This is a genomic window from Lonsdalea britannica, assembly GCF_002111595.1.
In the GTDB taxonomy this organism is placed as follows: Bacteria; Pseudomonadota; Gammaproteobacteria; order Enterobacterales; family Enterobacteriaceae; genus Lonsdalea; species Lonsdalea britannica.
Genome location: NZ_LUTN01000023.1, coordinates 21,084 through 41,844, shown reverse-complemented (window position 1 = coordinate 41,844; position 20,761 = coordinate 21,084). Strand labels below are relative to the sequence as shown.

14 protein-coding genes, 4 tRNA genes and 3 pseudogenes are annotated in these 20,761 nt (G+C 54.7%); 2 read left to right on the top strand and 19 right to left on the bottom strand.

The window, feature by feature from the left end:
- Nucleotides 1-168: 168 nt before the first annotated feature.
- Nucleotides 169-897 carry a response regulator transcription factor gene (locus AU509_RS16105; protein WP_085652173.1) on the bottom strand — a complete coding sequence of 243 codons (729 nt, stop codon included), beginning with the start codon at nucleotides 895-897 and terminating at the stop codon, nucleotides 169-171.
- 530 nt (nucleotides 898-1,427) lie between these two features.
- Between AU509_RS16105 and hutW the strand changes: the two genes are divergently transcribed.
- Complete coding sequence (gene hutW / locus AU509_RS16100; protein WP_094118818.1) at nucleotides 1,428-2,741, top strand: heme anaerobic degradation radical SAM methyltransferase ChuW/HutW; 1,314 nt, start codon at nucleotides 1,428-1,430, stop codon at nucleotides 2,739-2,741.
- A 62-nt stretch (nucleotides 2,742-2,803) separates the two neighbouring features.
- On the top strand, nucleotides 2,804-3,442 hold the full coding sequence (locus AU509_RS16095) for an SDR family oxidoreductase (RefSeq protein ID WP_094118817.1): 639 nt from the start codon (nucleotides 2,804-2,806) through the stop codon (nucleotides 3,440-3,442).
- Nucleotides 3,443-4,047: 605 nt separating this feature from the next.
- Here the strand turns inward: AU509_RS16095 and AU509_RS16090 are convergent.
- The 18 genes and pseudogenes from AU509_RS16090 to trxA form a co-directional block, all read right to left on the bottom strand.
- Nucleotides 4,048-4,740, bottom strand: a complete 693-nt coding sequence (locus AU509_RS16090) for a hypothetical protein (RefSeq protein WP_094118816.1) — start codon at nucleotides 4,738-4,740, stop codon at nucleotides 4,048-4,050.
- Between the two features lie 541 nt (nucleotides 4,741-5,281).
- Nucleotides 5,282-5,358: transfer RNA gene (locus AU509_RS16085), tRNA-Pro, on the bottom strand.
- A gap of 53 nt (nucleotides 5,359-5,411) precedes the next feature.
- Nucleotides 5,412-5,498 (bottom strand) — tRNA-Leu (locus AU509_RS16080).
- 20 nt (nucleotides 5,499-5,518) lie between these two features.
- Nucleotides 5,519-5,594 (bottom strand) — tRNA-His (locus tag AU509_RS16075).
- Between the two features lie 104 nt (nucleotides 5,595-5,698).
- Nucleotides 5,699-5,775, bottom strand: a tRNA-Arg gene (locus AU509_RS16070).
- Nucleotides 5,776-5,921: 146 nt separating this feature from the next.
- Nucleotides 5,922-7,304 carry a bifunctional threonine/serine APC transporter ThrP gene (thrP, locus tag AU509_RS16065; RefSeq protein WP_094118815.1) on the bottom strand — a complete coding sequence of 461 codons (1,383 nt, stop codon included), beginning with the start codon at nucleotides 7,302-7,304 and terminating at the stop codon, nucleotides 5,922-5,924.
- Between the two features lie 245 nt (nucleotides 7,305-7,549).
- The gene (gene wecG, locus AU509_RS16060) at nucleotides 7,550-8,290 is read right to left on the bottom strand and encodes a lipopolysaccharide N-acetylmannosaminouronosyltransferase (RefSeq protein ID WP_085652169.1); all 741 of its coding nucleotides are present in this window, start codon (nucleotides 8,288-8,290) and stop codon (nucleotides 7,550-7,552) included.
- An 11-nt stretch (nucleotides 8,291-8,301) separates the two neighbouring features.
- Nucleotides 8,302-9,680: pseudogene (wzyE, locus tag AU509_RS16055) on the bottom strand (ECA oligosaccharide polymerase).
- Complete coding sequence (locus tag AU509_RS16050; RefSeq protein ID WP_085652167.1) at nucleotides 9,677-10,765, bottom strand: TDP-N-acetylfucosamine:lipid II N-acetylfucosaminyltransferase; 1,089 nt, start codon at nucleotides 10,763-10,765, stop codon at nucleotides 9,677-9,679. Before AU509_RS16050 ends, wzyE begins: the two are co-directional and overlap by 4 nt.
- Nucleotides 10,719-12,011, bottom strand: a complete 1,293-nt coding sequence (gene wzxE / locus AU509_RS16045; RefSeq protein WP_254901614.1) for a lipid III flippase WzxE — start codon at nucleotides 12,009-12,011, stop codon at nucleotides 10,719-10,721. Before wzxE ends, AU509_RS16050 begins: the two co-directional genes overlap by 47 nt.
- Before the next feature lies 1 nt (nucleotide 12,012).
- A complete protein-coding gene (gene rffA, locus AU509_RS16040) occupies nucleotides 12,013-13,143 on the bottom strand; it encodes a dTDP-4-amino-4,6-dideoxygalactose transaminase (protein ID WP_085652165.1) in 1,131 nt (376 codons plus the stop codon).
- Nucleotides 13,144-13,147: 4 nt separating this feature from the next.
- Nucleotides 13,148-13,852 (bottom strand): dTDP-4-amino-4,6-dideoxy-D-galactose acyltransferase, encoded by a 705-nt coding sequence (gene rffC, locus AU509_RS16035; protein ID WP_085652164.1) that lies wholly within the window; start codon nucleotides 13,850-13,852, stop codon nucleotides 13,148-13,150.
- 45 nt (nucleotides 13,853-13,897) lie between these two features.
- Entirely contained in the window at nucleotides 13,898-15,160 is a 1,263-nt protein-coding gene (wecC, locus tag AU509_RS16030) for a UDP-N-acetyl-D-mannosamine dehydrogenase (protein ID WP_094118814.1), read from the bottom strand.
- A pseudogene (gene wecB, locus AU509_RS16025) lies at nucleotides 15,157-16,286 on the bottom strand (non-hydrolyzing UDP-N-acetylglucosamine 2-epimerase). Before wecB ends, wecC begins: the two are co-directional and overlap by 4 nt.
- Nucleotides 16,287-16,340: 54 nt before the next feature.
- A pseudogene (gene wzzE / locus AU509_RS16020) lies at nucleotides 16,341-17,383 on the bottom strand (ECA polysaccharide chain length modulation protein).
- Nucleotides 17,384-17,395: 12 nt separating this feature from the next.
- Nucleotides 17,396-18,490, bottom strand: coding sequence for a UDP-N-acetylglucosamine--undecaprenyl-phosphate N-acetylglucosaminephosphotransferase (gene wecA, locus AU509_RS16015; RefSeq protein WP_085652161.1), 1,095 nt, complete (start codon nucleotides 18,488-18,490; stop codon nucleotides 17,396-17,398).
- A gap of 231 nt (nucleotides 18,491-18,721) precedes the next feature.
- Nucleotides 18,722-19,981, bottom strand: coding sequence for a transcription termination factor Rho (rho, locus tag AU509_RS16010; RefSeq protein ID WP_027063767.1), 1,260 nt, complete (start codon nucleotides 19,979-19,981; stop codon nucleotides 18,722-18,724).
- A 427-nt stretch (nucleotides 19,982-20,408) separates the two neighbouring features.
- Nucleotides 20,409-20,735, bottom strand: a complete 327-nt coding sequence (gene trxA, locus AU509_RS16005) for a thioredoxin TrxA (protein ID WP_026739280.1) — start codon at nucleotides 20,733-20,735, stop codon at nucleotides 20,409-20,411.
- Nucleotides 20,736-20,761: the final 26 nt, after the last annotated feature.

The following is a 20,761-nucleotide window of genomic DNA, read 5'->3' as shown; positions in this document are numbered from 1 at the left end:
ACCTGATGATAACGACTGGCCTATAGAATGACTGGCAACGGTGAGGCGAAGCTATTATCGGTGTTTTATGGCAATGTCACGCTCAGAGGGGCGGATAAACCGTATGAAGTCACGATGTGCCTGCCGCGTACGATCACGTCGTGACATTGGGTGATCTCAGCCGCTTGTTCAAACGTGATGATAGGGAGAATTCACCGAGTCATCGGAAAGAGGTAACGCTTTTTCCTCAAGACTCAAGCAGTAGCCGACCGAGCGCTGAGTTTTAATCAGCGGCCGTGTAAAACCCTTGTCGATTTTGGCCCGCAGCTTGGACATATGCACGTCGATAAGATTGGTCTGCGGATTGAAGCGGTAACCCCACACGCGCTCTAACAGCTGCGTACGGCTGAACACCTTGCCAGGTGTTTCCATGAGAACGATTAACAGCTTAATTTCTTTGTCGGTCAGCTCGATACGTTTCTCACCACGCCATACGGTACGCTGCAGACAATCAACCTTCAGATCGAAAAACGTCAGTACGGAACCAGACTCCGTACGTCGACGCCCCCGCCCGACCATGATCTCCAGCCGTAAGCGCAGCTCGTCAAAATTGAACGGTTTTCCCAGATAGTCTTCCGCGCCAAGCTCCAACCCCATGACGCGATCAACATCAAGATCCAGGGTGGAAAGCAGCATAATGGGGGGATGTGGCCGATCCTGGAGTTCGCGCAGTAAGGTGAAACCCTCCATCACCGGCAGCATTCTGTCGAGCAGAACGACGTCGTAGACCTCTTGCTGTATCGCCGTCAACGCGTGACCGCCGTCATGAAGCACACGGCATGTGTGGCCACAGGCGTGTAATTTTGCATCCAACCACTGACAGAGCGCTGTGTCGTCGTCAACCACCAGAATACGCATGCGGATCCCCTGAAAAGGAGTACATATGGGGTTAGCGCTTTTTTGAACACTTAACGAAGTGATTCAGTAAGCTTAATAAATACCTTATTATTTTCATGGAGATATCGCGTTATGTTAAAAAAATGCGCCCATCTCTCAGCGGATAATAGCAATCATTATCATCTAAAGGCAAGGAATTTACTTAGCACGCAATTGATTCATCTGCCTCGAAAAAAGCAGCGATTGGCGCCAAAAAAGAGAGGTTTTTCTCGTAGTGCCGCAGGTCCGTTGAAAGCAACGCGCCTCAGCTTAGCCTGAAGTCGTCACCCACAGTCGTTAAAATCTTAGCTCGGCGAACATTAACAAAATTTAATGCATTTTGACCCTTTTAAGACCATTTACCGACAGTTTGGCGACTTTTCTCCTGATATGCGTCAACTTACTGCACAGGCGGCTGTATTATGCTCTTCCTCCATCTCCGGAGATAAATGATTTCTATTTTCATTTACATTCAAGAGTGACCGGCAGATTTACAGAGGAACACGCCATCTATGTCTCTTGATCTTTCACCTTTTTTTGCAGCCGAGCAGGGACTTCCCTTTCAAGGCCGTTGGGCCACCATGCCGTGGCGCCAGCAAAGGCCCCTCCCTTCCGAAGACATTAACGCGGCCTGGCAAGGGTTACTGAATAGCACGTTAACCGGCAACAAACGATTGTTGTACCTGCATTTTCCGTTCTGCGCGACGCAGTGTAAGTTCTGCGGCTTTTATCAAAACAAGCAGGACGATCAGGCCATCGCGCATTACTGCGAGATGCTGCTGCGAGAACTCGATCTGGAAGCCGGCAGTCAGCTACATCAGTCTTCGCCGATCCACGCTATCTATCTGGGCGGCGGCACGCCCTCGGCACTGACCGCTCGGCAGCTGCACCAGATCATCAGCGCATTGCGCCAAAAGCTGCCGCTGGCGGCGGACTGTGAAATCACCGTTGAGGGCCGCATATTCAACTTCGACGATGAACGCATCGATGCCTGCCTGGAAGCCGGAGCTAACCGCTTTTCCATCGGCATACAAACGTTCGATACGCGTGTGCGCCAGCGGCTGGGGCGACGGGCTAACCGTGAAGAGGCACTGACCTTCATCCGTCGGTTGGCGGAGCGCGATCGCGCAGCCGTGATTTGCGATCTGATGTTCGGGCTGCCCGATCAAACAATCGAGAGCTGGCGGGAAGATCTGGCGATCGTGCGCGATCTTCCGCTGGATGGCGTTGATCTGTACGCGCTGAATCTCCTGCCCAATACCCTGCTGGCGAAGGCCGTTGAAAACCAGCGCGTGACCTTGCCGGACGTCAGCTTCAACCGCGAACTTTATCTGACGGGCGAGCAATTTTTGGCGGATGAAAACTGGCGTCAGCTCAGCAACAGCCACTGGTCGCGCCATACCCGTGAACGCAACCTGTATAACCTGCTGATCAAACAAGGGGCGGACTATCTGGCGTTAGGCAGCGGCGCAGGCGGCAGCCTGGCCGGTCAGTCATATATGATGGCGCGTAAACTGGGCGACTATTATCAGGCGATCGACGAGGACCGCAAGCCTATCGCCATGATGACGCCGCCTAGCGATCAGTACCGCTGGCGACTGGATTTACAGGGCGGCATCGACGCCGGATTTTACGACCTGAGCCGCGTGCTGGACGATCCCGCCCCATTGTTGCCGTTGCTCCAACAGTGGCAACAGTGCGGTTTGCTACGGTTAAACGGCTCGCGCTTCCATCTCACCGCTGACGGGCGTTTCTGGGCGAGCAATGTGTTACAGGCTTTGCAAACGTTGATTCCACCATTACTGTTATCTCAGGTAGCGGCATAGCATTGATGCCGAACAGAAGCTGATGTGACATCGAGACTCAGGGCTGAACAGGAACGGGACATATGGAAAAGCATCCGTGGTTGATTTTTGGTGGCGCAAGCGGCGTGGGCCGCGCGCTGGTGACCCTCGGGTTGCAGGAGTCGCGCGCCATCACCGCGCTGGTCCGCAATACCGAGCAGGCACGGACGCTGCGTGAGTGTGGCGTCACGGTGGTGGAAGGCGATGCGCTGGATGAGCACAGCGTCCAGCTCGCCTGCGAGACCGCTGGCCCGCGAGCGCGGATCGTTTCTACACTCGGCAGCGCGCAGGCCGACTATCTTGGCAATCGGCTCATTATCGATACCGCGGAGCGCTGCGGTATCCGCCATATGGTGTTGGTCACATCGATTGGCTGCGGCGACAGCTGGCATCTGCTGTCGCCAAAAGCCCGAGAGGTATTCGGCCACGCCGTGCGGGAAAAATCGTTGGCGGAAAGCTGGCTGAAGACCAGCAGACTGAACGGGTGCATACTCCGGCCGGGTGGTCTCAAGCCCGGCGCAGGGACCGGCCGGTCCATCCGGGTGCAAGAAGAGGCTTTAGGGTTAATCCATCGGGAAGATGTCGCGCGCCAAATTCAGCAGGTCATTGATGATGAGACGGCCTATGGCAAAATCTACTTTCTTATCGACCCCACGCTAATGCCGCCGACGCCTCCGTTTTGAGATAGCAGGGATGCCTGTATGGCATCCCGTGTTCGCCCATCACTCATTCAGCAACCCGCGGTATGTCTTATTTATAGTGAAGGGTTAACGCACTCGACTCACTGTCTGTGGAAGTCATTATCGCAACGGGGGGCCATTAAGATCTGGCTTCCAATGCAACCATCGGGCACGAGTTTATTAAAAATAGATACCGTAGGCTGACGCCATCCATGCTGTTTTCTTTTTTAGATCAACACAGCATAGGGGATGGTCATTTTTAATAAATCAGGCCCATCGAATACAAAAAACGATTTTTCATCAGAAAATAAAATGGCGCGATTTTTTTATTATAAAACGAACACCACCGTGTTAATCATCACAAATAAAGACTATTTTTATCATCATATAAATATATCGTCATAAACAACACACGCGTCGGAAAGAATAATGACGGACTCATCGCGCACTATGTCTTAATAAAAGAACATCCATAAAGACTGATTGACGTTATTCGTAGATGAAATCTTTTTTCATTCGGAGAAAGTTTTGCTGAGCGAGGTGTTTTTCATCACCCGAAAGCGCTGAGCGAGCGAATGGGCGATAGACGGTGGCAAGGTTTTGTTTAATCACGTCCCGCCGACTAAAAGCCGCACCGGTATTGAGGTAGTTGTCGAGAAGCCGGTAGCTATCAAGTCAGATTCGCCTTTGACCGCCCAAATCGACGGCAAATCCCATAGATTAAGCAACGCCTCTTGGGCGATGAGCGATGACGCATCGCGAACCCCATCCAGATAGTGCACCGTCGCGCCAGCCGCTTGTTCGAGCCTCCGGTAATCACCCATCACGGCAACCTGCTCGATAGCGTACTGGCCCGCAGCGTAGGCCAACATGGCTGACTGCGCGTTGACAACCTTACCGTCGAAAAAATCCATCCACCGCGTGTTCAATACAAGATCCCGAAACACCACCGCGCCTTTGCGACCCTCTTGAACGTAACGTGTCTGAACCTTGTGCAGACACCCCTCATCAAAATGGCGCGCCTGGACGAGGTTCTCCGCACTGAGCATATGGTGTGCGGGCACGCCATAACGCTCGGCTAAATAAATCTCCGAAGGACTTAACTTTCCATAGGCCTTTTCAAGCAAGCCGATATCGCTATCGTTAATAAATTCTTTTGGTGACAATAATGAATGGACGCGATCAAGAATAGCTTTATTCAATTGACGCTGATCCTTTACCACCCACACGATATTTCTATGCTGCATTCGTTCATATAAAAAGCTGAAGCAAAAGCGCGCTTCCGTAAAACATGAAATCATTCTTATTCTCCTTAATAAAGGAAATACTCCTTCCGTTGATTGATTACCGTTCTGAATAGGAAGGAGGAATAAACTCTCACTGATGAAAGACTGTCGCTGGTTTAAGCTGAGGTCGGCATTAATACCTCTCTCATACAACTATTTATTATCATGGAACTATCGCGGCATAAAATAAGGAGATGTTTCTGAAATGACGTTATTTCGACGAAAAAGAGGAATAGATCGACCCAGTACACATGTCATGACATATCCATAATCATTTTACAGATCATTATCTCAGCAACATGAAAGGAAGAGGATGGAGTGAAGGTCGTCATGTCCTGAGGAGAGTTTACGCCCGCACGGGTTTGATCACTGAGCTCACGACCGTTCAGGCGAGGCGACAACACGCCGGAAAACAGGGAAAGACAATGAAAGGAGGCAGCGACAGAACACTGACATGATCGACGCAAAACAACAGACGAAAAAAAACCGCCGGTTAAATTAACCAGCGGTTTTTTATGGTCCCGTTTGAAGACTACAAACAAGACCTTGAGAATAGTGGTCGGCGAGAGAGGATTCGAACCTCCGACCCACTGGTCCCAAACCAGTTGCGCTACCAAGCTGCGCTACTCGCCGACGGGTGATGCTTTACTACCTACTACATGATGTCACTGACATCTGAGCTTGTGTGGTGCGAAGAGAGGGACTTGAACCCTCACGTCCGTTAAGACACTAACACCTGAAGCTAGCGCGTCTACCAATTCCGCCACCTTCGCATGTCACAAACTTTAAAAATTGGGGTGGCTAATGGGACTCGAACCCACGACAACTGGAATCACAATCCAGGGCTCTACCAACTGAGCTATAGCCACCATATTACCACTTCTTTACTACGTTTCCGGTACTCACTTCTCACGGAGTCATTAAGTACCTCCGCAGCTCCCGCACTACATCGAATCATATTAAACGCTTCGAATGGTGCGCCCGACAGGATTCGAACCTGAGACCTCTGCCTCCGGAGGGCAGCGCTCTATCCAGCTGAGCTACGGGCGCGTAGCGCCGTTGCGGGTGGGGATACTACGGATTTAATAGAATCCTGTCTAGTGCTTTTTTGAAGAAAAAGCGCGTTTGCTTACGCTTTGCTCATTTCCCTTCAAATCATCGACTCTACCGCTTTCCCACCCGCTGTTTACGGGTAATTATTTCACTTCAGCCTGCTTTTTACCCAAACCGAGAACCGCATAAATCGTGCTGACGAAGGCCAGGAATATTACCCCCACGATCAGCGACAGGCGGGTATCCGTATTAATGTACATCCCGACCAGCACGCACAGCAGGAATGCCATCGTCAGATAGTTAACCCACGGGAACAGGATTGACTTGAAAGGGTGTCCGGCAATCGCCGCCTGATGCTTACGACGAAAACGCAGCTGGCTGACCAGCACCACAAACCACGGCACCATACCCGGCAGCACGCTCGCGCTATAGACATAGACGAAGACTTTTTCCGGATTAGGGATGATGTAGTTCAGAGCCGACCCGGCGATCAGGCACAGAATAGAAACCATCACGCCTGCCGCTGGTACGCCGCTGGCGGTGACTTTGCCTAACGCCGCTGGCAACTGACGGTTTTTAGACAGCGAGAAGAGCATACGCCCACAGCTATACATTCCGCTGTTACAGCCGGACAACGCCGCAGTCAGCACGACGAAGTTGATGATGCCCGCCGCCGCCGTAATACCGATTTTGGCGAAGGTCAGCACGAACGGGCTGCCGGAGGTGCCAATTTCATTCCACGGGAAGATGGTGACGATGACGAAAATCGCGCCCACATAGAAGATCAGAATACGCCACAGGATATTGTTGATAGCGCGCTTCAACGTCACCTGCGGATTTTTAGCTTCACCCGCCGTAATCCCCACCAGCTCAACGCCCTGATAGGAGGCGACCACCAGACACAACGCGAACAGCAGCCCTTTCCAGCCGCCAGCCAGGAAGCCCCCATGCTCAGTCAGGTTGGCAAAACCAGTCGCTTCGCCGTGGTTGCCCAATCCGAAGAAAATCACGCCTGCGCCAACCACAATCATCACGATAATGGTGGTGATTTTGATCATCGCGAACCAGAATTCGATTTCACCGTACAAACGTACCGCGGCCAGATTGGCGCCTGCCACCAGCACGACGGCGGCAATCGCCGGTATCCACTGGGGAAGTTCCGGGAACCAGAACTGGACGTAAACGCCTATTGCCGTGATTTCCGATATACCCACGGCCATCCACATGAACCAGTAGCTCCAGGCGGTGAGATAGCCGAAAAAGGGATTGAGATAGTTGTGGGCGTAGACGGCGAACGAGCCGGCCACCGGCTCAAGAAACAGCATTTCGCCCATTGAACGCATAATGAAGAACACAAAAAGGCCCGCCACGATATACGCCAGCAAGACGGAAGGACCGGCCCACTTCAACGCGCTCGCCGCTCCCATGAACAAACCGACGCCGATGGTGCCCCCAAGCGCGATCAGTTCAATATGCCTTGCCTCCAGACCCCGGTGGAGCTGATCTTCTTTGACTTTTTTTGTCATAAATCCTCTATCATTCCATGTTGTGTTTGTTTCTGCCGAGTTAATGAATTGTTTTATTTCGCCGGCAACGATCAACGGTACCTCTCGCGCAAAAAAACGCCGCCCAAAACAGGGCGCCGGAAAAGATACAGCAATGCTGACGGGATTAACATCTTCGGGGAAGGGGTTATAACTAAATAAGAAAGGTATGCGTTTGCTTATAACTCAATCGGAAGAGTTCAGGCAAACGCAGGGAGGAAGCGGAACTACAGGCGTCTGCTGATGTGATAAGCCAGATAGCGCAATAGCTTTATCTGCCGTGTAATACGACTAGGTTGAGACAGCAGACGATACAGCCACTCTAACCCCAGGTTTTGCCAGCGCTTGGGGGCGCGTTTGACGTGTCCCGTAAATACGTCATAAGTACCGCCGACGCCCATATATAAAGCGTCAGGATAAACCAGGCGGCACTGCTGCATAATCCGTTCCTGCTTGGGAGAACCCATCGCCACCGTTACCAGCTGAGCGCCGCTGTCGCGCACGCGGTCAAACAGCGCCGGCTGCTGCTCCACGCTGAAATAGCCGTCCTGCGATCCGACAATATTCACCTGCCAGCGATGACGGAGCTCCCGTTCCGTCTGAGCCAGCACCTCGGGCTTGCCGCCGATGAGGAAGACCGGCGTACCCCGCTCTCCGGCCCGCTGCATCAGCGCTTCCCAGAGGTCGGCCCCGGCGATACGTTCTACGCGGGCATCGGCATATTTCCGCCGAATAGAGTGAACAATGCTGATGCCATCGGCGTATTTGTATTCCGCCGCGTCAATCAGCGCCTTCAGTACAGAATCCCGTTCCGTCGCCAGGACTTTTTCAGCGTTAATCGCCACCAACGTGCCGGTTTTAACCTGTTCACCAGCCAGCAGATAATCCACACACTGCGTCATGCTCTCAAAGCCGTACAGAGGGATCCCGCGAATCTGGTACTGTGGGATCGCGTCATTGTGTTCCATTGTTTTCCTCATTATTCGCGTCGCGGGCTCACGGGTGCAAGGCGTTGCTCCAGCCCGGACGGCGGTAACTTGCGCCAGCGCTGCCGGATAACGCCGCCCTGTAGCAACAGCCAATATAATAGCTTGGCCAGCAGCAGGCAGGCGCCAAAGACCAGACAGAAAAACACCACCCGAGAGACAAAGGCATCCATCCCTTCCCTGACCAGCACGATGATGTTGAATATCGCGCCAAAGCAGAAAGCCTGCAAAATCGCGGCATTATAGCGGTTAGGACTTTGGCGACCGCGCTCATAAAGCCAATCAAACCATTTGATAATCAGCCCGACGGCCACGGCGCCCAGCGGAATAAACGCCGCCCCGCCCATGACCAGCAGCGAGCCGATCAGCGTAGGCGACATCGCCAGTCCGCTATGGTTGTTCAACACTTCCCAGGTGAAATAGTTGGCGCTGTTGAGGATCAGCGAAGGCCGTCCGGGCCACAACCAGCCGGGAATAAAGACATAAAAATCGCGAACAATGGGCGCCAATCCCTGGAAATGGATATCGTCGTAGAACTGCCACAGCCGGGCCAGATTTTCCCACGGCGAGAACGTATCCCGCGTCAGATACAGAAACGTATAAACGGCCTCGGCGCCGCTGACGTCTAGGCTATAGCGCTTCAGCGCCAGCCAGAACATGCCGACAATGCCCATCAATCCCGCCGCGACCAGCATCGACAGCGAGATCCACCCGCGCACAATGCCGATAAACAGGAATAGCGAAAAGGCGATCAGGACATTGGCGCGCGTGCCGCCGACAATCATGTAGGTCAGCATGCCGAAGCTACCGTCGTCAGCAAAAAGCCCAGCCAGGCGCGTGGCGTCTGATGCAGGAAGTAGATCACCAGCATCGCGGGAATAAAGAAATAGAAAAAGCGTTTCAGCGCGACGCCGGACACATCGCTGGAAAAAATTTGGTTGTAGGCCCGTAGCTTAAATAGCAAAAAACCGTTGTGGAGAAAGAAGATGCCGACGGTCACCACCGCCACCAGCGCCAGCAGTCCCCAGACCAGATGCGTTTCCACCCGAGAGAAGCTCAACATCGGAGGAGAAGCGACGGTAGGCGAGGCGCGCAGCCGGGTTTTATACGTCACGTAATAAATGGCGTAGAACACCGTCGCCGACAGCAGAGCCATTAAGAGGTATTGCGCTGGCACCACCGCCACATTGAAACGAAACGCTAACAGACAGGTAAACGGGAAGCCGAGATAGAATGTCAGCAGATACAGTAACGAAAACAATATGTTAAAGTTGAATCGCACCCGTTTAAACTCCCGCCAGGTCAGAAGCAGGATAAACAGCACGGAAACGAGATAAACGCCCAGCAGTCCGCTGACCTGCCATTCGGTCATACCGGCTCTCCCGCGGCGAGCGCCAGCGCCCGATGCCAACCGTCGATATAGTTCGGATTGAAAAACGCAATCTGCCGCTTGTCGACCTGCGCCAGCGACTGCTGCGCTTCCAACACGCCCGCTTCATCCAGATCATCGCCGTAAAACAGCACGGGAAGATGTTGTTCCTGCAAATCCTGCCAGAACGGATTATGGCGGCTCAGCACAAACGGCACGCCGAACTGGATCAGCAGGCACAGCGTACCAATACCCTGCTGCCGGTCGAAGATGAAATAGCCCAGATCGCAGCGGCGAAGCATCGCCAGATAGTCGTCAAACGCCATCTGCTGACGCAGCAGCTGAAAACGTTTCACGCCAAACAACGCATCGCCGACCTGCTGGACCTGCGCAATGTAGTCATCGTTATTGGCGGGATAGCCCATAGGCACAATCACCCGCGCGCGTTCACCGAACCGCTCGTGAATCGCCCGCAGCGCTTCGATATGACGGTTGGTTTTATCGCCGGAATTCCCCACCAAAATGGTCATCGGCCCGGCCTGACCTTTTAGGTCGTGTGGCGCGACCAGCGTCGGATCCATGCGGGTGGGAAAATAAAGCCGTTCGGCGGGAACCTGCGGCTGCCGCTGGCCAAAATAGTTCAGATCGCCGCGCGTCGCGAATACCCGGCCGATACGCCCCTGCGCACGACGGCGCAACAGATAGAACAGACGCGCAGCCATACCGCTTGCCGTCTCATAAAGATCAGCGCCCCAGATGTGCCAATAAGCTTGGGCGGGACGGATGCCGCCGGTCAGCAACGCCAGCCACAGCCACGGGTTGAACTGGCCGTGGAAGAAAAATCGGGTCTCGCGGTGCGCCTTAGCCTGTGCGACCACCGCTTTCGCCAGCGCACGTTTATCGGAATAGCGATCAACGGTCAACGCGGGAAAATTTTGCAGCCATGCGGCCTCCGCCGGGGCCACCACCATAAAGCGCCGCGCCTGCTCAGCGGGCAGCGTCGGGGCCAGTACGTCGTTGAAAAAACGCAGTACCGTCTGATTATGATGAGGGATATCCGCACCCAGCACGTGAATTAAGGGGGTCATGCTCGCCTACAGTAAATAATGAAAATGCCGCAACACAGCAGGAAATAGACCAGATAGCTTGCCATATAAGCCTGTGCCGCGCCAGTGCGCCATGCAACGGGATCAGCCAATGCGAGAATCCCATCAGCAGGAGAAACTGGCTGATTTCGGTCAGCAAATAGAAGCGCAGAGAGGCTTTCGCGATGACCAGATAGCCAAAAACGTAAGCGCCCACTTTCATCACATCCCCAGTCAGTTGCCAAGGGAAGAGATCGCGCATCGCAATAAACTGATGTGAGAACAGCAGCCAGATCGCCACATCGCGCAGCAGCCAGACGACAAAACTCACCGCCGCGACCGTGGGCAGTACAAACTTCAGCGACGTCACTATTTCCCGCGCCTGATCTCGGCGTTCGGTCAGCCGTGATAGCGTCGGCAATAGATAGACGCTGAACGCAGCCGTGATGAACTGCAGATAGGCGTCGGAAATGGTGGTGACGCCCTGCCAGATCCCGACCGCCTCCCAGCCATAGTGCGCCGCGAGCAAATTACGCATGGTGATATAAGCGACCGGCAGCGTGACGGCCGTCATCAGCGCCATCAGAGTAAACTTGGCCAGCCGCCCCGCCAGCATCCGTTCCCACAGCGGCTTCAGCATCGGCCAGCGCAGTGGTGTCGCGCGTTGGAGCCACCACGCTGCCGGAACCGCGATCAACGCAGGCACCAATGCCAGGCCGACGAGCGCACCGTCATAACCGCCCAGCCAGAAACAAGCCAGATAGGCCGCCAGTCCCACGATGCTTCCCAGGATAATTGCCAGCGCATTGCCCCGCGCATGGCGATACCCTTTCAGGATCGCCAGAAACAGGTTGGCATAGGCAATCCCAACCTGAAGCAGCGCCAACGCGCGAATAACGGAGGCGAAGCGCGTCTCACCGAACAACGCTTCGGCTATCGGCAGTGCCGCCAGCCATAGCACCAGCGCTAACGCCAGCGAAAACACGGTGACCATCGTGGTCGCTGTGCCTAACAAAGACCGTAGCTCCGCCGGACGCTGCTGGTATTCCGCGACGTATTTGGTGACGCCGTTAAAAATACCCGCGCCCGCCAATACGCCCAGCACGGTAATCAGCTGGCGGTAATTCCCCGCCAGTCCTACGCCGCCAGGCCCGAAAGAGACGGCCAGCAGCTTAACGACGACCAGCCCCACCCCGATTTTGATCAGCGTCGAGGCTGCCGTCCAGACTGATGCCTTGGCGAGTGACATATCAGGAGAAGAAGCTCTGCACCGTGCTGATAACGGTACGCTGATTCACGTTGCGCAGGTTGTAAAACAGCGGCAGGCGCACCAGTCGTTCGCTTTCACGGGTGGTGAAGCGATCTTCGCCGGAGAAACGCCCGAACTGCTGCCCTGCCGGACTGCTGTGCAGCGGAATGTAGTGGAATACGGACATAATTTCGGCTTCTTTCATATAGCTGATGAAGTCGTTGCGCTGTTCGATATCGCGCAGCCGTAGATAAAACATGTGGGCGTTGTGTACGCAGTCAGCCGGGACCGTCGGTAGTTCCAGCTTGCCCGCCGCTTCCAGCGGATGAAACGCGGCATAATAGGCATCCCAAAGACGCAGTCGACGCTCGTTGATGCGCTGAGCGGCTTCCAGCTGTCCCCACAGATAGGCCGCCTGAATATCCGCCATCAGGTAGCTGGAACCCAAATCGCGCCAGGTATATTTATCAACCTGACCGCGGAAGAACTGGCTGCGGTTGGTGCCTTTCTCGCGAATGATTTCCGCACGGTCAATCAGCGCCGGATCGTTGATCAACGTCGCCCCGCCTTCGCCGCCCGCCGTATAGTTCTTGGTTTCATGAAAGCTGAAGCAGCCGATATGGCCAATTGATCCCAGCGGGCGTCCCTTGTAGCGGGACATCACGCCCTGCGCGGCATCTTCCACCACGTACAGCCCGTGTTTTTGCGCCAATGCCATAATGGCATCCATTTCGCACGCCACGCCGGCATAATGCACCGGCACGATCACACGGGTATGCTCAGTGATCGCGGCTTCTATTTTCTTTTCATCAATGTTCAGCGTATCCGGGCGGATATCGACATAGACAATCGTGGCGCCGCGCAGCACAAAGGCGTTCGCCGTCGAGACGAAGGTATAGCTCGGCATGATGACTTCATCGCCGGGCTGGATGTTCAGCAACAGCGCCGCCATCTCCAGCGAAGCGGTGCAGGAAGGCGTGAGCAACACTTTCGGGCTGCCGGAATAGTGCTCCAGCCATTGCTGACAGCGACGGGTAAAGCCGCCATCGCCGCATAGCTTGCCGCTGCGCATGGCGGCCTGCATGTATTCCAGCTCGGAGCCTACGATGGGCGGAGCATTGAATGGGATCATATCGTCACCTGTATAGCCAATGGGCTGTGCTGTCGATTCGCGCGCCGCTGCTGAGATAAAGCCGCAGCGCCGCCATATTGCCAAGTTGGGTCGCGACCCGTAAACGTCGAACGTCCTGCTGTCGGCACCACGTTTCCGCCGCCTGCATCAGGCGGCGTCCGATGCCGCGTCCGGTATGTCCCGGCCACACTGCCAGTAAACCAATACGTGCTTCCTGCTCCGGCAACTGTCGCAACGTGACCCACCCTTGCGGCCGATGGTGGCCGTCTTCCAGCAGGAGACAGACATCATCAAACGTCCCAAGCACCGCATTCTCCATCCAGCGGGCATAAAACCGTCCGCTGTCTTCCGCCGCATACCACGGCGCGCGGAAACGGCTCAGCGCAAACGTCGTCCGGGCCGCCTCGCACAGTATGGGGATATCACTTTCGACGGCCCGACGTACGCCGTCGAACGTCTCGACATCCGGCCGTTCGGGCAAAGACACGCTCAGGTCGACCTCACTTTCCGCCAGGCGGAAACCCAGCGCGGCCAGTGCATCCGCCTGTGCGGTCGCATTCGCCGGAATTTTCGCCTGAACGATATCGTACTGCGCCATCGCCGCGGCATTGAGCACCGGCGCCGCGTCTGAAAACAGCAGCCTGCCGCTGGCGCGATGAAAGAACGCGCTTTCCCAGCTTAAAGATTCCACAATGGCATGCAGCGGCATAAACGACGTCCTGTTATCGCAGAATAAGCGGTCATCGGCGGGCGGCTAGCGCCACACGCCTTTGGTATCCACCACCCAACGTTGGCTGACCTGTTCAGGCGCGATCGCACGGAACGGGCGGTGATCGACCAGCATGACCAGCACATCGGCCTTTTGTAAGGCAGTGGCGCAATCCACCAGCGTTGCCGTCTTGCGCAGAGAATCCGGCAGTTGCTGAATATTCGGTTCGACGAGCAGCGTTTCTCCCGTATGCCACTCGGCAATGCGGGTCGCGACATCCAGCGCCGGACTTTCGCGTAAATCGTCGATATCCGGTTTAAACGCCAGCCCGAAACAGGCGACGCGGAGCTCGCTCGGACGTTTGTCAGTATTCACTAACGCTTCGGCAACCGCGGCTTTCACCCGGTCTACTACCCACTGCGGCTTGGCGTCATTAACCAGACGGGCGGTATGAATCAGCCGCGCCAATGCAGGATTTTGCGCCACGATAAACCACGGGTCGACCGCGATGCAGTGACCGCCGACGCCCGGCCCCGGCTGCAGGATGTTGACGCGCGGGTGGCGATTTGCCAATTGGATAAGCTCCCAAACGTCAATCTGCTGTTCATCGCAAATCAGCGAAAGCTCGTTGGCGAAGGCGATGTTCACATCGCGAAAGCTGTTTTCCGTCAGCTTGCACATTTCAGCGGTTCGGGAGTTAGTAACTACACACTCACCTTCCAAAAAGAGGCGGTAAAGCTCACAGGCGCGCGCCGAGCAAGTCGGCGTCATCCCACCGACAACGCGGTCATTTTTGATCAGCTCCACCATCACTTTCCCAGGCAGAACGCGCTCCGGGCAGTAAGCCACATTGATTTGCGCCTCGTCGCCGGCCTGCTGTGGGAAACTTAGGTCGGGGCGCGCCTGCGCCAACCACTCGGCCATTTGTTCTGTCGTGCCGACCGGAGATGTCGACTCCAGAATAACCAGATTGCCGGGTTCCAGTACGGGTGCGATGGACTCGACGGCCGCGCGAACGTAGCTCAGGTCCGGCTCGTGGTCGCCTTTGAACGGCGTCGGCACCGCGATAAGAAAGGCATCGGCGGGCACCGGTTGCACACAGGCGCGCAGATAGCCTTCGGCCACGGCCGTGCTGACGACCTGATCCAGATCCGGCTCGACAATGTGAATTTCGCCGCGATTGATGGTCTCCACAGCACGGCGATTCACATCAATCCCCACCACTTTATGCTGCCGCGATGCAAAAGCCGCGGCGGTGGGCAAACCGATATACCCCAAGCCTATGACTGAAATTGTATTAAAACTCATAACGTTACCTGATTTTCTTTTAATGCCGCGAGAATTCGCTGGCTGGCATGACCATCACCATAAGGATTCTGCGCCTGACTCATGGCCTGGTAGGCTGACTCATCCGTCAGCAGCTCTGAGACGTTATTCAAAATCTTCGTCGCATCGGTGCCGACGAGCCGCACTACGCCGGAGGCCAGCGCCTCTGGTCGTTCGGTCGTGTCTCTCATGACCAGAACCGGCTTCCCGAGCGAAGGCGCTTCTTCCTGAATGCCACCCGAATCCGTCAGAATCAGGTAAGCGCGGTTCATCAAGTAGACGAACGGCAGGTAATTTTGTGGCGCTATCAGGAAAATATTGTCGATACCGCTGAGAATGCGGTTCACCGGCTCGCTGACGTTAGGGTTGAGGTGCACCGGATACACAATCTGGACGTCAGGGTGACGTTGAGCGATGGCGGCCAGAGCACTGCAAATCCGTTCGAAACCGCCGCCGAAACTTTCCCGACGGTGGCCCGTGACCAGAATCATTTTGCGCTGTTCGGATAAAAAGGCGTACTGAGCTGTAACGGCTGATTGAGTTTGGGGTCACGGGCAATGAGGTCGCGAACCCAGAATAGCGCGTCGATCACCGTGTTGCCGGTCACTTTGATGGCGGCGTCAGGCACGTTTTCTTTTAGCAGGTTCAGCCGGGCGCTGTCCGTAGGCGCAAAGTGATACTGTGCCAAATGGCCGGTGAGCGTGCGATTCGCCTCTTCCGGCCAGGGCGCATAAATATCGCCCGTTCTTAGTCCCGCTTCGACATGCCCTACCGGAATCCGCTGGTAGAAGGCGGCCAAACTGGCCATCAGCGTGGTAGAGGTGTCGCCGTGCACCAGCACCAAATCGGGACGGAAATCCTCTAAAACGGGTTTGAGCCCCGAAAGAATACGACAAGAGATCTCGCTGAGTCCCTGCCCCGGCTGCATGATATTGAGGTCAAAATCGGGCTTGATACCAAACAGTTCCAGAACCTGATCCAGCATTTCCCGGTGCTGAGCCGTGACGCAGATTCTTGACTCGAAAAACGCATCCTGAGCCAGTGCGTGAATCAATGGTGCCATTTTGATGGCTTCTGGGCGGGTGCCGAAAACAGTCAGGACTTTCACATTCGATGCTCTTTAGTCAGATAAAATAGGGCGTTCCGCCACAGGCAAGGCCGGTTAGCGGCGACGCGCCAACGCCACGCCTGCGCCAATCACCAATCCCACACTGCCCCACATCACCAGCAGCAGCAGGCGACGAGGGCTATCGCGTTTCACCGGCTCTTCCGGTGTGCGCAAATAGCGATAGGTCTGAAATTGTTTTTCAACCACAGGCCCCACCAGCAGCGTATTCAGCAGCGCCCGGTTGCGGTCGTAATCGCTGTCATACTGCGGGCCGCCAGCCTGTAAAAGCTCCAACCGCGCTTGTAACATCGGCACGCCCAGCAGGAACAGTTCAGAGGGAGGCAGCTCGTTGGCAGGCGTCTCCGCCGCATTCTGGCGAATGCCCTGTTGGCGAGCGGCCTGCAAGGCTAGTTCGACAACATGCAGCTCACGATCGTAGGCCGCTTTGGCAACGGATTCCTGCTGCTTGATCTGAGAACGCATAAAAACCGTGCGAGCCGCCCAGGCGCCGTCGAGCGCCTCGTTAAGATGCGACGCCGCACGCTGGCTGGCGAACGTAACATACTGTCGAAGCAGGACATTCGCATCAGCCGACGTTTCCGCCGTCAGCTTCACGCTATCGTTGGTTTTTTTGGCCTCGTCATATGGCGTGAACTGAATCTGATTGACCAGTTCATCCAGCAATGCGGCGTCCGCTCGCGCATCCCCTGTCTGACGGGCACGATAATAGGCAGACTGTAGCCAGAAATCACGTCGCGTATCGTACGCCGCGGTCTGCATCACAAACTCCGCATAGCTTCCGCCGTGATGGGCGGTTGATCTGCGGGCGGGGTCGCAAAAGATTTGGCATCCAGATTGCGCAGGAACTGCTGCTGCGAGTAGAAACCGCCCAGCATATTGACGGTAGGTTTATCCGTGATCGCCGTGGCGCTCCACTCCTGAGGCGCTAGCCAGGCATACAGCATCGCCAGAGCGGCAAACAGTACGACCGAACCAGCGATCCAGCGTTTTCCTCGCCAAAGCACCTGGAACAAGCCGCGGATATCCAGTTCATTATCCCACTGGTTGTGCCGGACAACGTGATTCTCTGTACTCATTCTATCCCCAGATTATCGTGGTTGAGAGTAAGACCGCTCGCGCAGCTGACGTTTTACCCGCTTCACAAAACGCGCAACCCGCCACGCGCGTTTCAGGCAGAAGCCATAGAGGGAAAACATCAGCAGGAATAAGGCTAGCATCAGCCATTCAGGAATGAAGGACAGGAACTCCCCTGCTATGCCTATCGCCGCCAGCACGGCGGCTGACAACGTAATCAGCACAAATGCCTGACGAGAGGTGAAGCCTGCCCGCATGACCAGATGATGGATATGCTGGCGATCCGCGGAAAACGGACTCATGCCTTTGCGCAGACGGCGATACATGATGGCGACCATGTCCATCAACGGGATTGCGATAATCCACAGCGCCGTCACCGGGTTGATGGGATGCGCTTCTCCCTGCGTACTTTGCAACAGGAGCCAGATCGCCGTAAAGCCCATCATGGTGCTGCCCGCATCGCCCATAAAGACTTTATATCGCCGGCCGAAAGCGCCAAGGTTTAGGAGAATGTAGGGTAAGGTCGCGGCAATCATCGAGAAACTCCACAGCGCCAGACTATGGTTCCCGCTGTGATACAGCAGAATGCCAATCGCGCCGAAAGACACGCTGGACAGCCCGCCCAACAGCCCGTCGATGCCGTCCACCATATTGAACGCGTTTATCGCGGCCCAAACGGCGAATAGCGTCAGCAGGTAGTTGAAAGGTCCGAGGCTGAGATTCCAGTCACCGAAGATGTAACCCAGGTGCTGGAGCGTCAGACCGGCAAATCCCATCATCGCCGCGGCGACCGCCGCCTGCACCGTCGCGCGTAGCCGCACGCTGATATCGTAGCGATCGTCGAGCGCGCCGACGACGACCAGAATCCCCGCGCAGACCAGATAGAGCCAAGCATGGGGAATGTAGTCATCGGTCATGAGAAAAGTGAAGCAGACTCCGGCATAAACCGAAATCCCTCCCACCAACGGTATCAGTCCCTGATGACGTTTGCGGAAGTTGGGGCGATCAACCAGCCCACTTTTTCTTGCCACTTTGCGAGCCAGCAGCAGAAAAAGAAAAGAAAACAGAAATGTAGACGCTAATTGAGTACTCATCATGAGTAAGTTCACGATTTACAGCGCTTGATAATACAACTGGCTGTTTTATGAATGCCTTATTTTTACCTAACTTTTCATAGACAAAAGCATGAAGAGCACAGGACAAAACGGTATATGGGCAAGGCATGAGGTGATGCACTAAGCAGCACGTGATTACGCCAAAACTCTTCCACGCGAGCATTATAGAGCAAAATAAAAAACGCCACGACTCAGCGTGGCGTTTTCTCAAACCGGTAGCGTAATTTACGAACGCTTCATCATGTCGAAGAACTCATCATTGGTCTTCGTCATCGCCAGTTTGTTAATGAGGAATTCCATCGCGTCGATCTCACCCATTGGGTGAATGATCTTACGCAGAATCCACATTTTCTGCAGCTCTTCGGAGCTGGCAAGCAGCTCTTCTTTACGCGTGCCGGAACGGTTGTAATCAATGGCCGGGAAGACGCGTTTTTCTGCGATTTTACGAGAGAGATGCAGTTCCATGTTACCGGTACCTTTAAACTCTTCGTAAATCACTTCGTCCATCTTCGAACCGGTATCGACCAGCGCCGTGGCGATGATTGTCAGGCTACCGCCTTCCTCGACGTTACGTGCCGCACCGAAGAAACGCTTCGGACGATGCAGGGCGTTAGCGTCTACACCACCGGTCAACACTTTACCGGAGGACGGAACGACGGTGTTGTAGGCACGAGCCAGACGGGTGATGGAGTCCAGCAGAATGATGACGTCTTTCTTGTGCTCAACCAGACGTTTCGCTTTTTCAATCACCATTTCGGCAACCTGGACGTGGCGAGACGCCGGTTCGTCAAAGGTAGACGCGATAACTTCGCCTTTCACCAGACGCTGCATCTCGGTCACTTCTTCCGGACGTTCGTCGATCAGCAGCACCATCAGCACGCAGTCTGGGTGATTGTAGGCAATGCTCTGCGCGATATTCTGCAGCAGCATGGTTTTACCCGCTTTCGGCGGCGCCACAATCAGACCACGCTGACCGCGACCAATCGGGGAAGCCAGATCCAGTACGCGTGCCGTCAAATCTTCGGTCGAACCGTTGCCGCGTTCCATACGCAGACGCGAATTCGCATGCAGTGGCGTCAGGTTTTCGAACAGAATCTTACTGCGGGCATTTTCCGGTTTGTCGTAGTTGACTTCATTGACTTTCAGCAGAGCGAAGTAGCGCTCGCCTTCTTTGGGGGGGCGAATTTTACCGGAAATGGTATCGCCAGTACGGAGGTTGAAACGACGGATTTGGCTGGGAGAAACGTAGATATCATCAGGACCGGCGAGGTAGGAGCTGTCGGCGGAACGTAGAAAGCCAAACCCATCCTGCAATATTTCCAGCACACCATCGCCGAAAATATCTTCGCCACTCTTTGCATGCTGCTTCAGTATGGCGAAAATAATGTCCTGTTTACGCATGCGGGCTAGGTTTTCCAGCCCCATATTTTCGCCAAGAGTGATCAACTCAGAAACTGGCGTATTCTTTAATTCGGTAAGATTCATAATGGTGGGTTCTTAAACTCGGGGTAAATCTCGAACTATTAACGTGAATGGTATGGCAGGATCATCCGTGCCTCTTATAACGGCCTTCAATCACCGAATGCCAGCTTTGTGCCGGACTGAATCATGCGGACTCTGCGCATACACACGGCAAAGATCGAAGAAACCTTCAAAACAAATTAATTTATAACTGTCAGATTGCCAAACCGGGGGGAAGAACATCGTTAACTTAAATGACTTTTTCCGATTTTGACACAGAATATTGCTTTAGATTCTAACTTTAGGCTCAAGCCCGAAGAGCTCAAACTACAGGTAAGTACGATATGCAGTGAGGATGAATCTAGCATGCTTCCCTGTGGGCGTCCAGCGGTCAGTAAGAGAAATTCTCATTGCCGAAAGACGCCCAGGGAACCGCCCTGTTCAGTGCGAATTACAGGTTAGCTTCGATGAACTCTTTCAGCTGACCTTTAGATAATGCACCGACTTTCGTGGCCGCCACTTCGCCATTTTTGAACAGCAGCAGAGTCGGGATTCCGCGAATACCATATTTAGGTGCCGTAGCCGGGTTTTCATCAATGTTGAGTTTGGCTACAGTTAGTCTGTCCGCGTATTCCTCGGAGATTTCATTCAGAATGGGAGCGATCATTTTACAAGGACCACACCATTCAGCCCAGAAATCAACCAGCGTTACGCCCTCGGCCTGTAATACGTCTTTATCGAAAGTGCCGTCGGTCAGGTGAATAATTTTATCGCTCATGTTTTACTCCGCAGGATTATGTCCAA

Coding starts and splice junctions, on each gene's coding strand:
- AU509_RS16095 (WP_094118817.1), top strand. CDS start 2,804: ATGGAAAAGCATCCGTGGTTGATTTTTGGTGGCGCAAGCGGCGTGGGC.
- AU509_RS16050 (WP_085652167.1), bottom strand. CDS start 10,765: ATGACCCCCTTAATTCACGTGCTGGGTGCGGATATCCCTCATCATAAT.
- rffC (WP_085652164.1), bottom strand. CDS start 13,852: ATGCCGCTGCATGCCATTGTGGAATCTTTAAGCTGGGAAAGCGCGTTC.
- AU509_RS16105 (WP_085652173.1), bottom strand. CDS start 897: ATGCGTATTCTGGTGGTTGACGACGACACAGCGCTCTGTCAGTGGTTG.
- thrP (WP_094118815.1), bottom strand. CDS start 7,304: ATGACAAAAAAAGTCAAAGAAGATCAGCTCCACCGGGGTCTGGAGGCA.
- rho (WP_027063767.1), bottom strand. CDS start 19,981: ATGAATCTTACCGAATTAAAGAATACGCCAGTTTCTGAGTTGATCACT.
- AU509_RS16090 (WP_094118816.1), bottom strand. CDS start 4,740: ATGATTTCATGTTTTACGGAAGCGCGCTTTTGCTTCAGCTTTTTATAT.
- hutW (WP_094118818.1), top strand. CDS start 1,428: ATGTCTCTTGATCTTTCACCTTTTTTTGCAGCCGAGCAGGGACTTCCC.
- trxA (WP_026739280.1), bottom strand. CDS start 20,735: ATGAGCGATAAAATTATTCACCTGACCGACGGCACTTTCGATAAAGAC.
- wecG (WP_085652169.1), bottom strand. CDS start 8,290: ATGGAACACAATGACGCGATCCCACAGTACCAGATTCGCGGGATCCCT.
- wecC (WP_094118814.1), bottom strand. CDS start 15,160: ATGAGTTTTAATACAATTTCAGTCATAGGCTTGGGGTATATCGGTTTG.
- wzxE (WP_254901614.1), bottom strand. CDS start 12,011: ATGTCACTCGCCAAGGCATCAGTCTGGACGGCAGCCTCGACGCTGATC.
- rffA (WP_085652165.1), bottom strand. CDS start 13,143: ATGATCCCATTCAATGCTCCGCCCATCGTAGGCTCCGAGCTGGAATAC.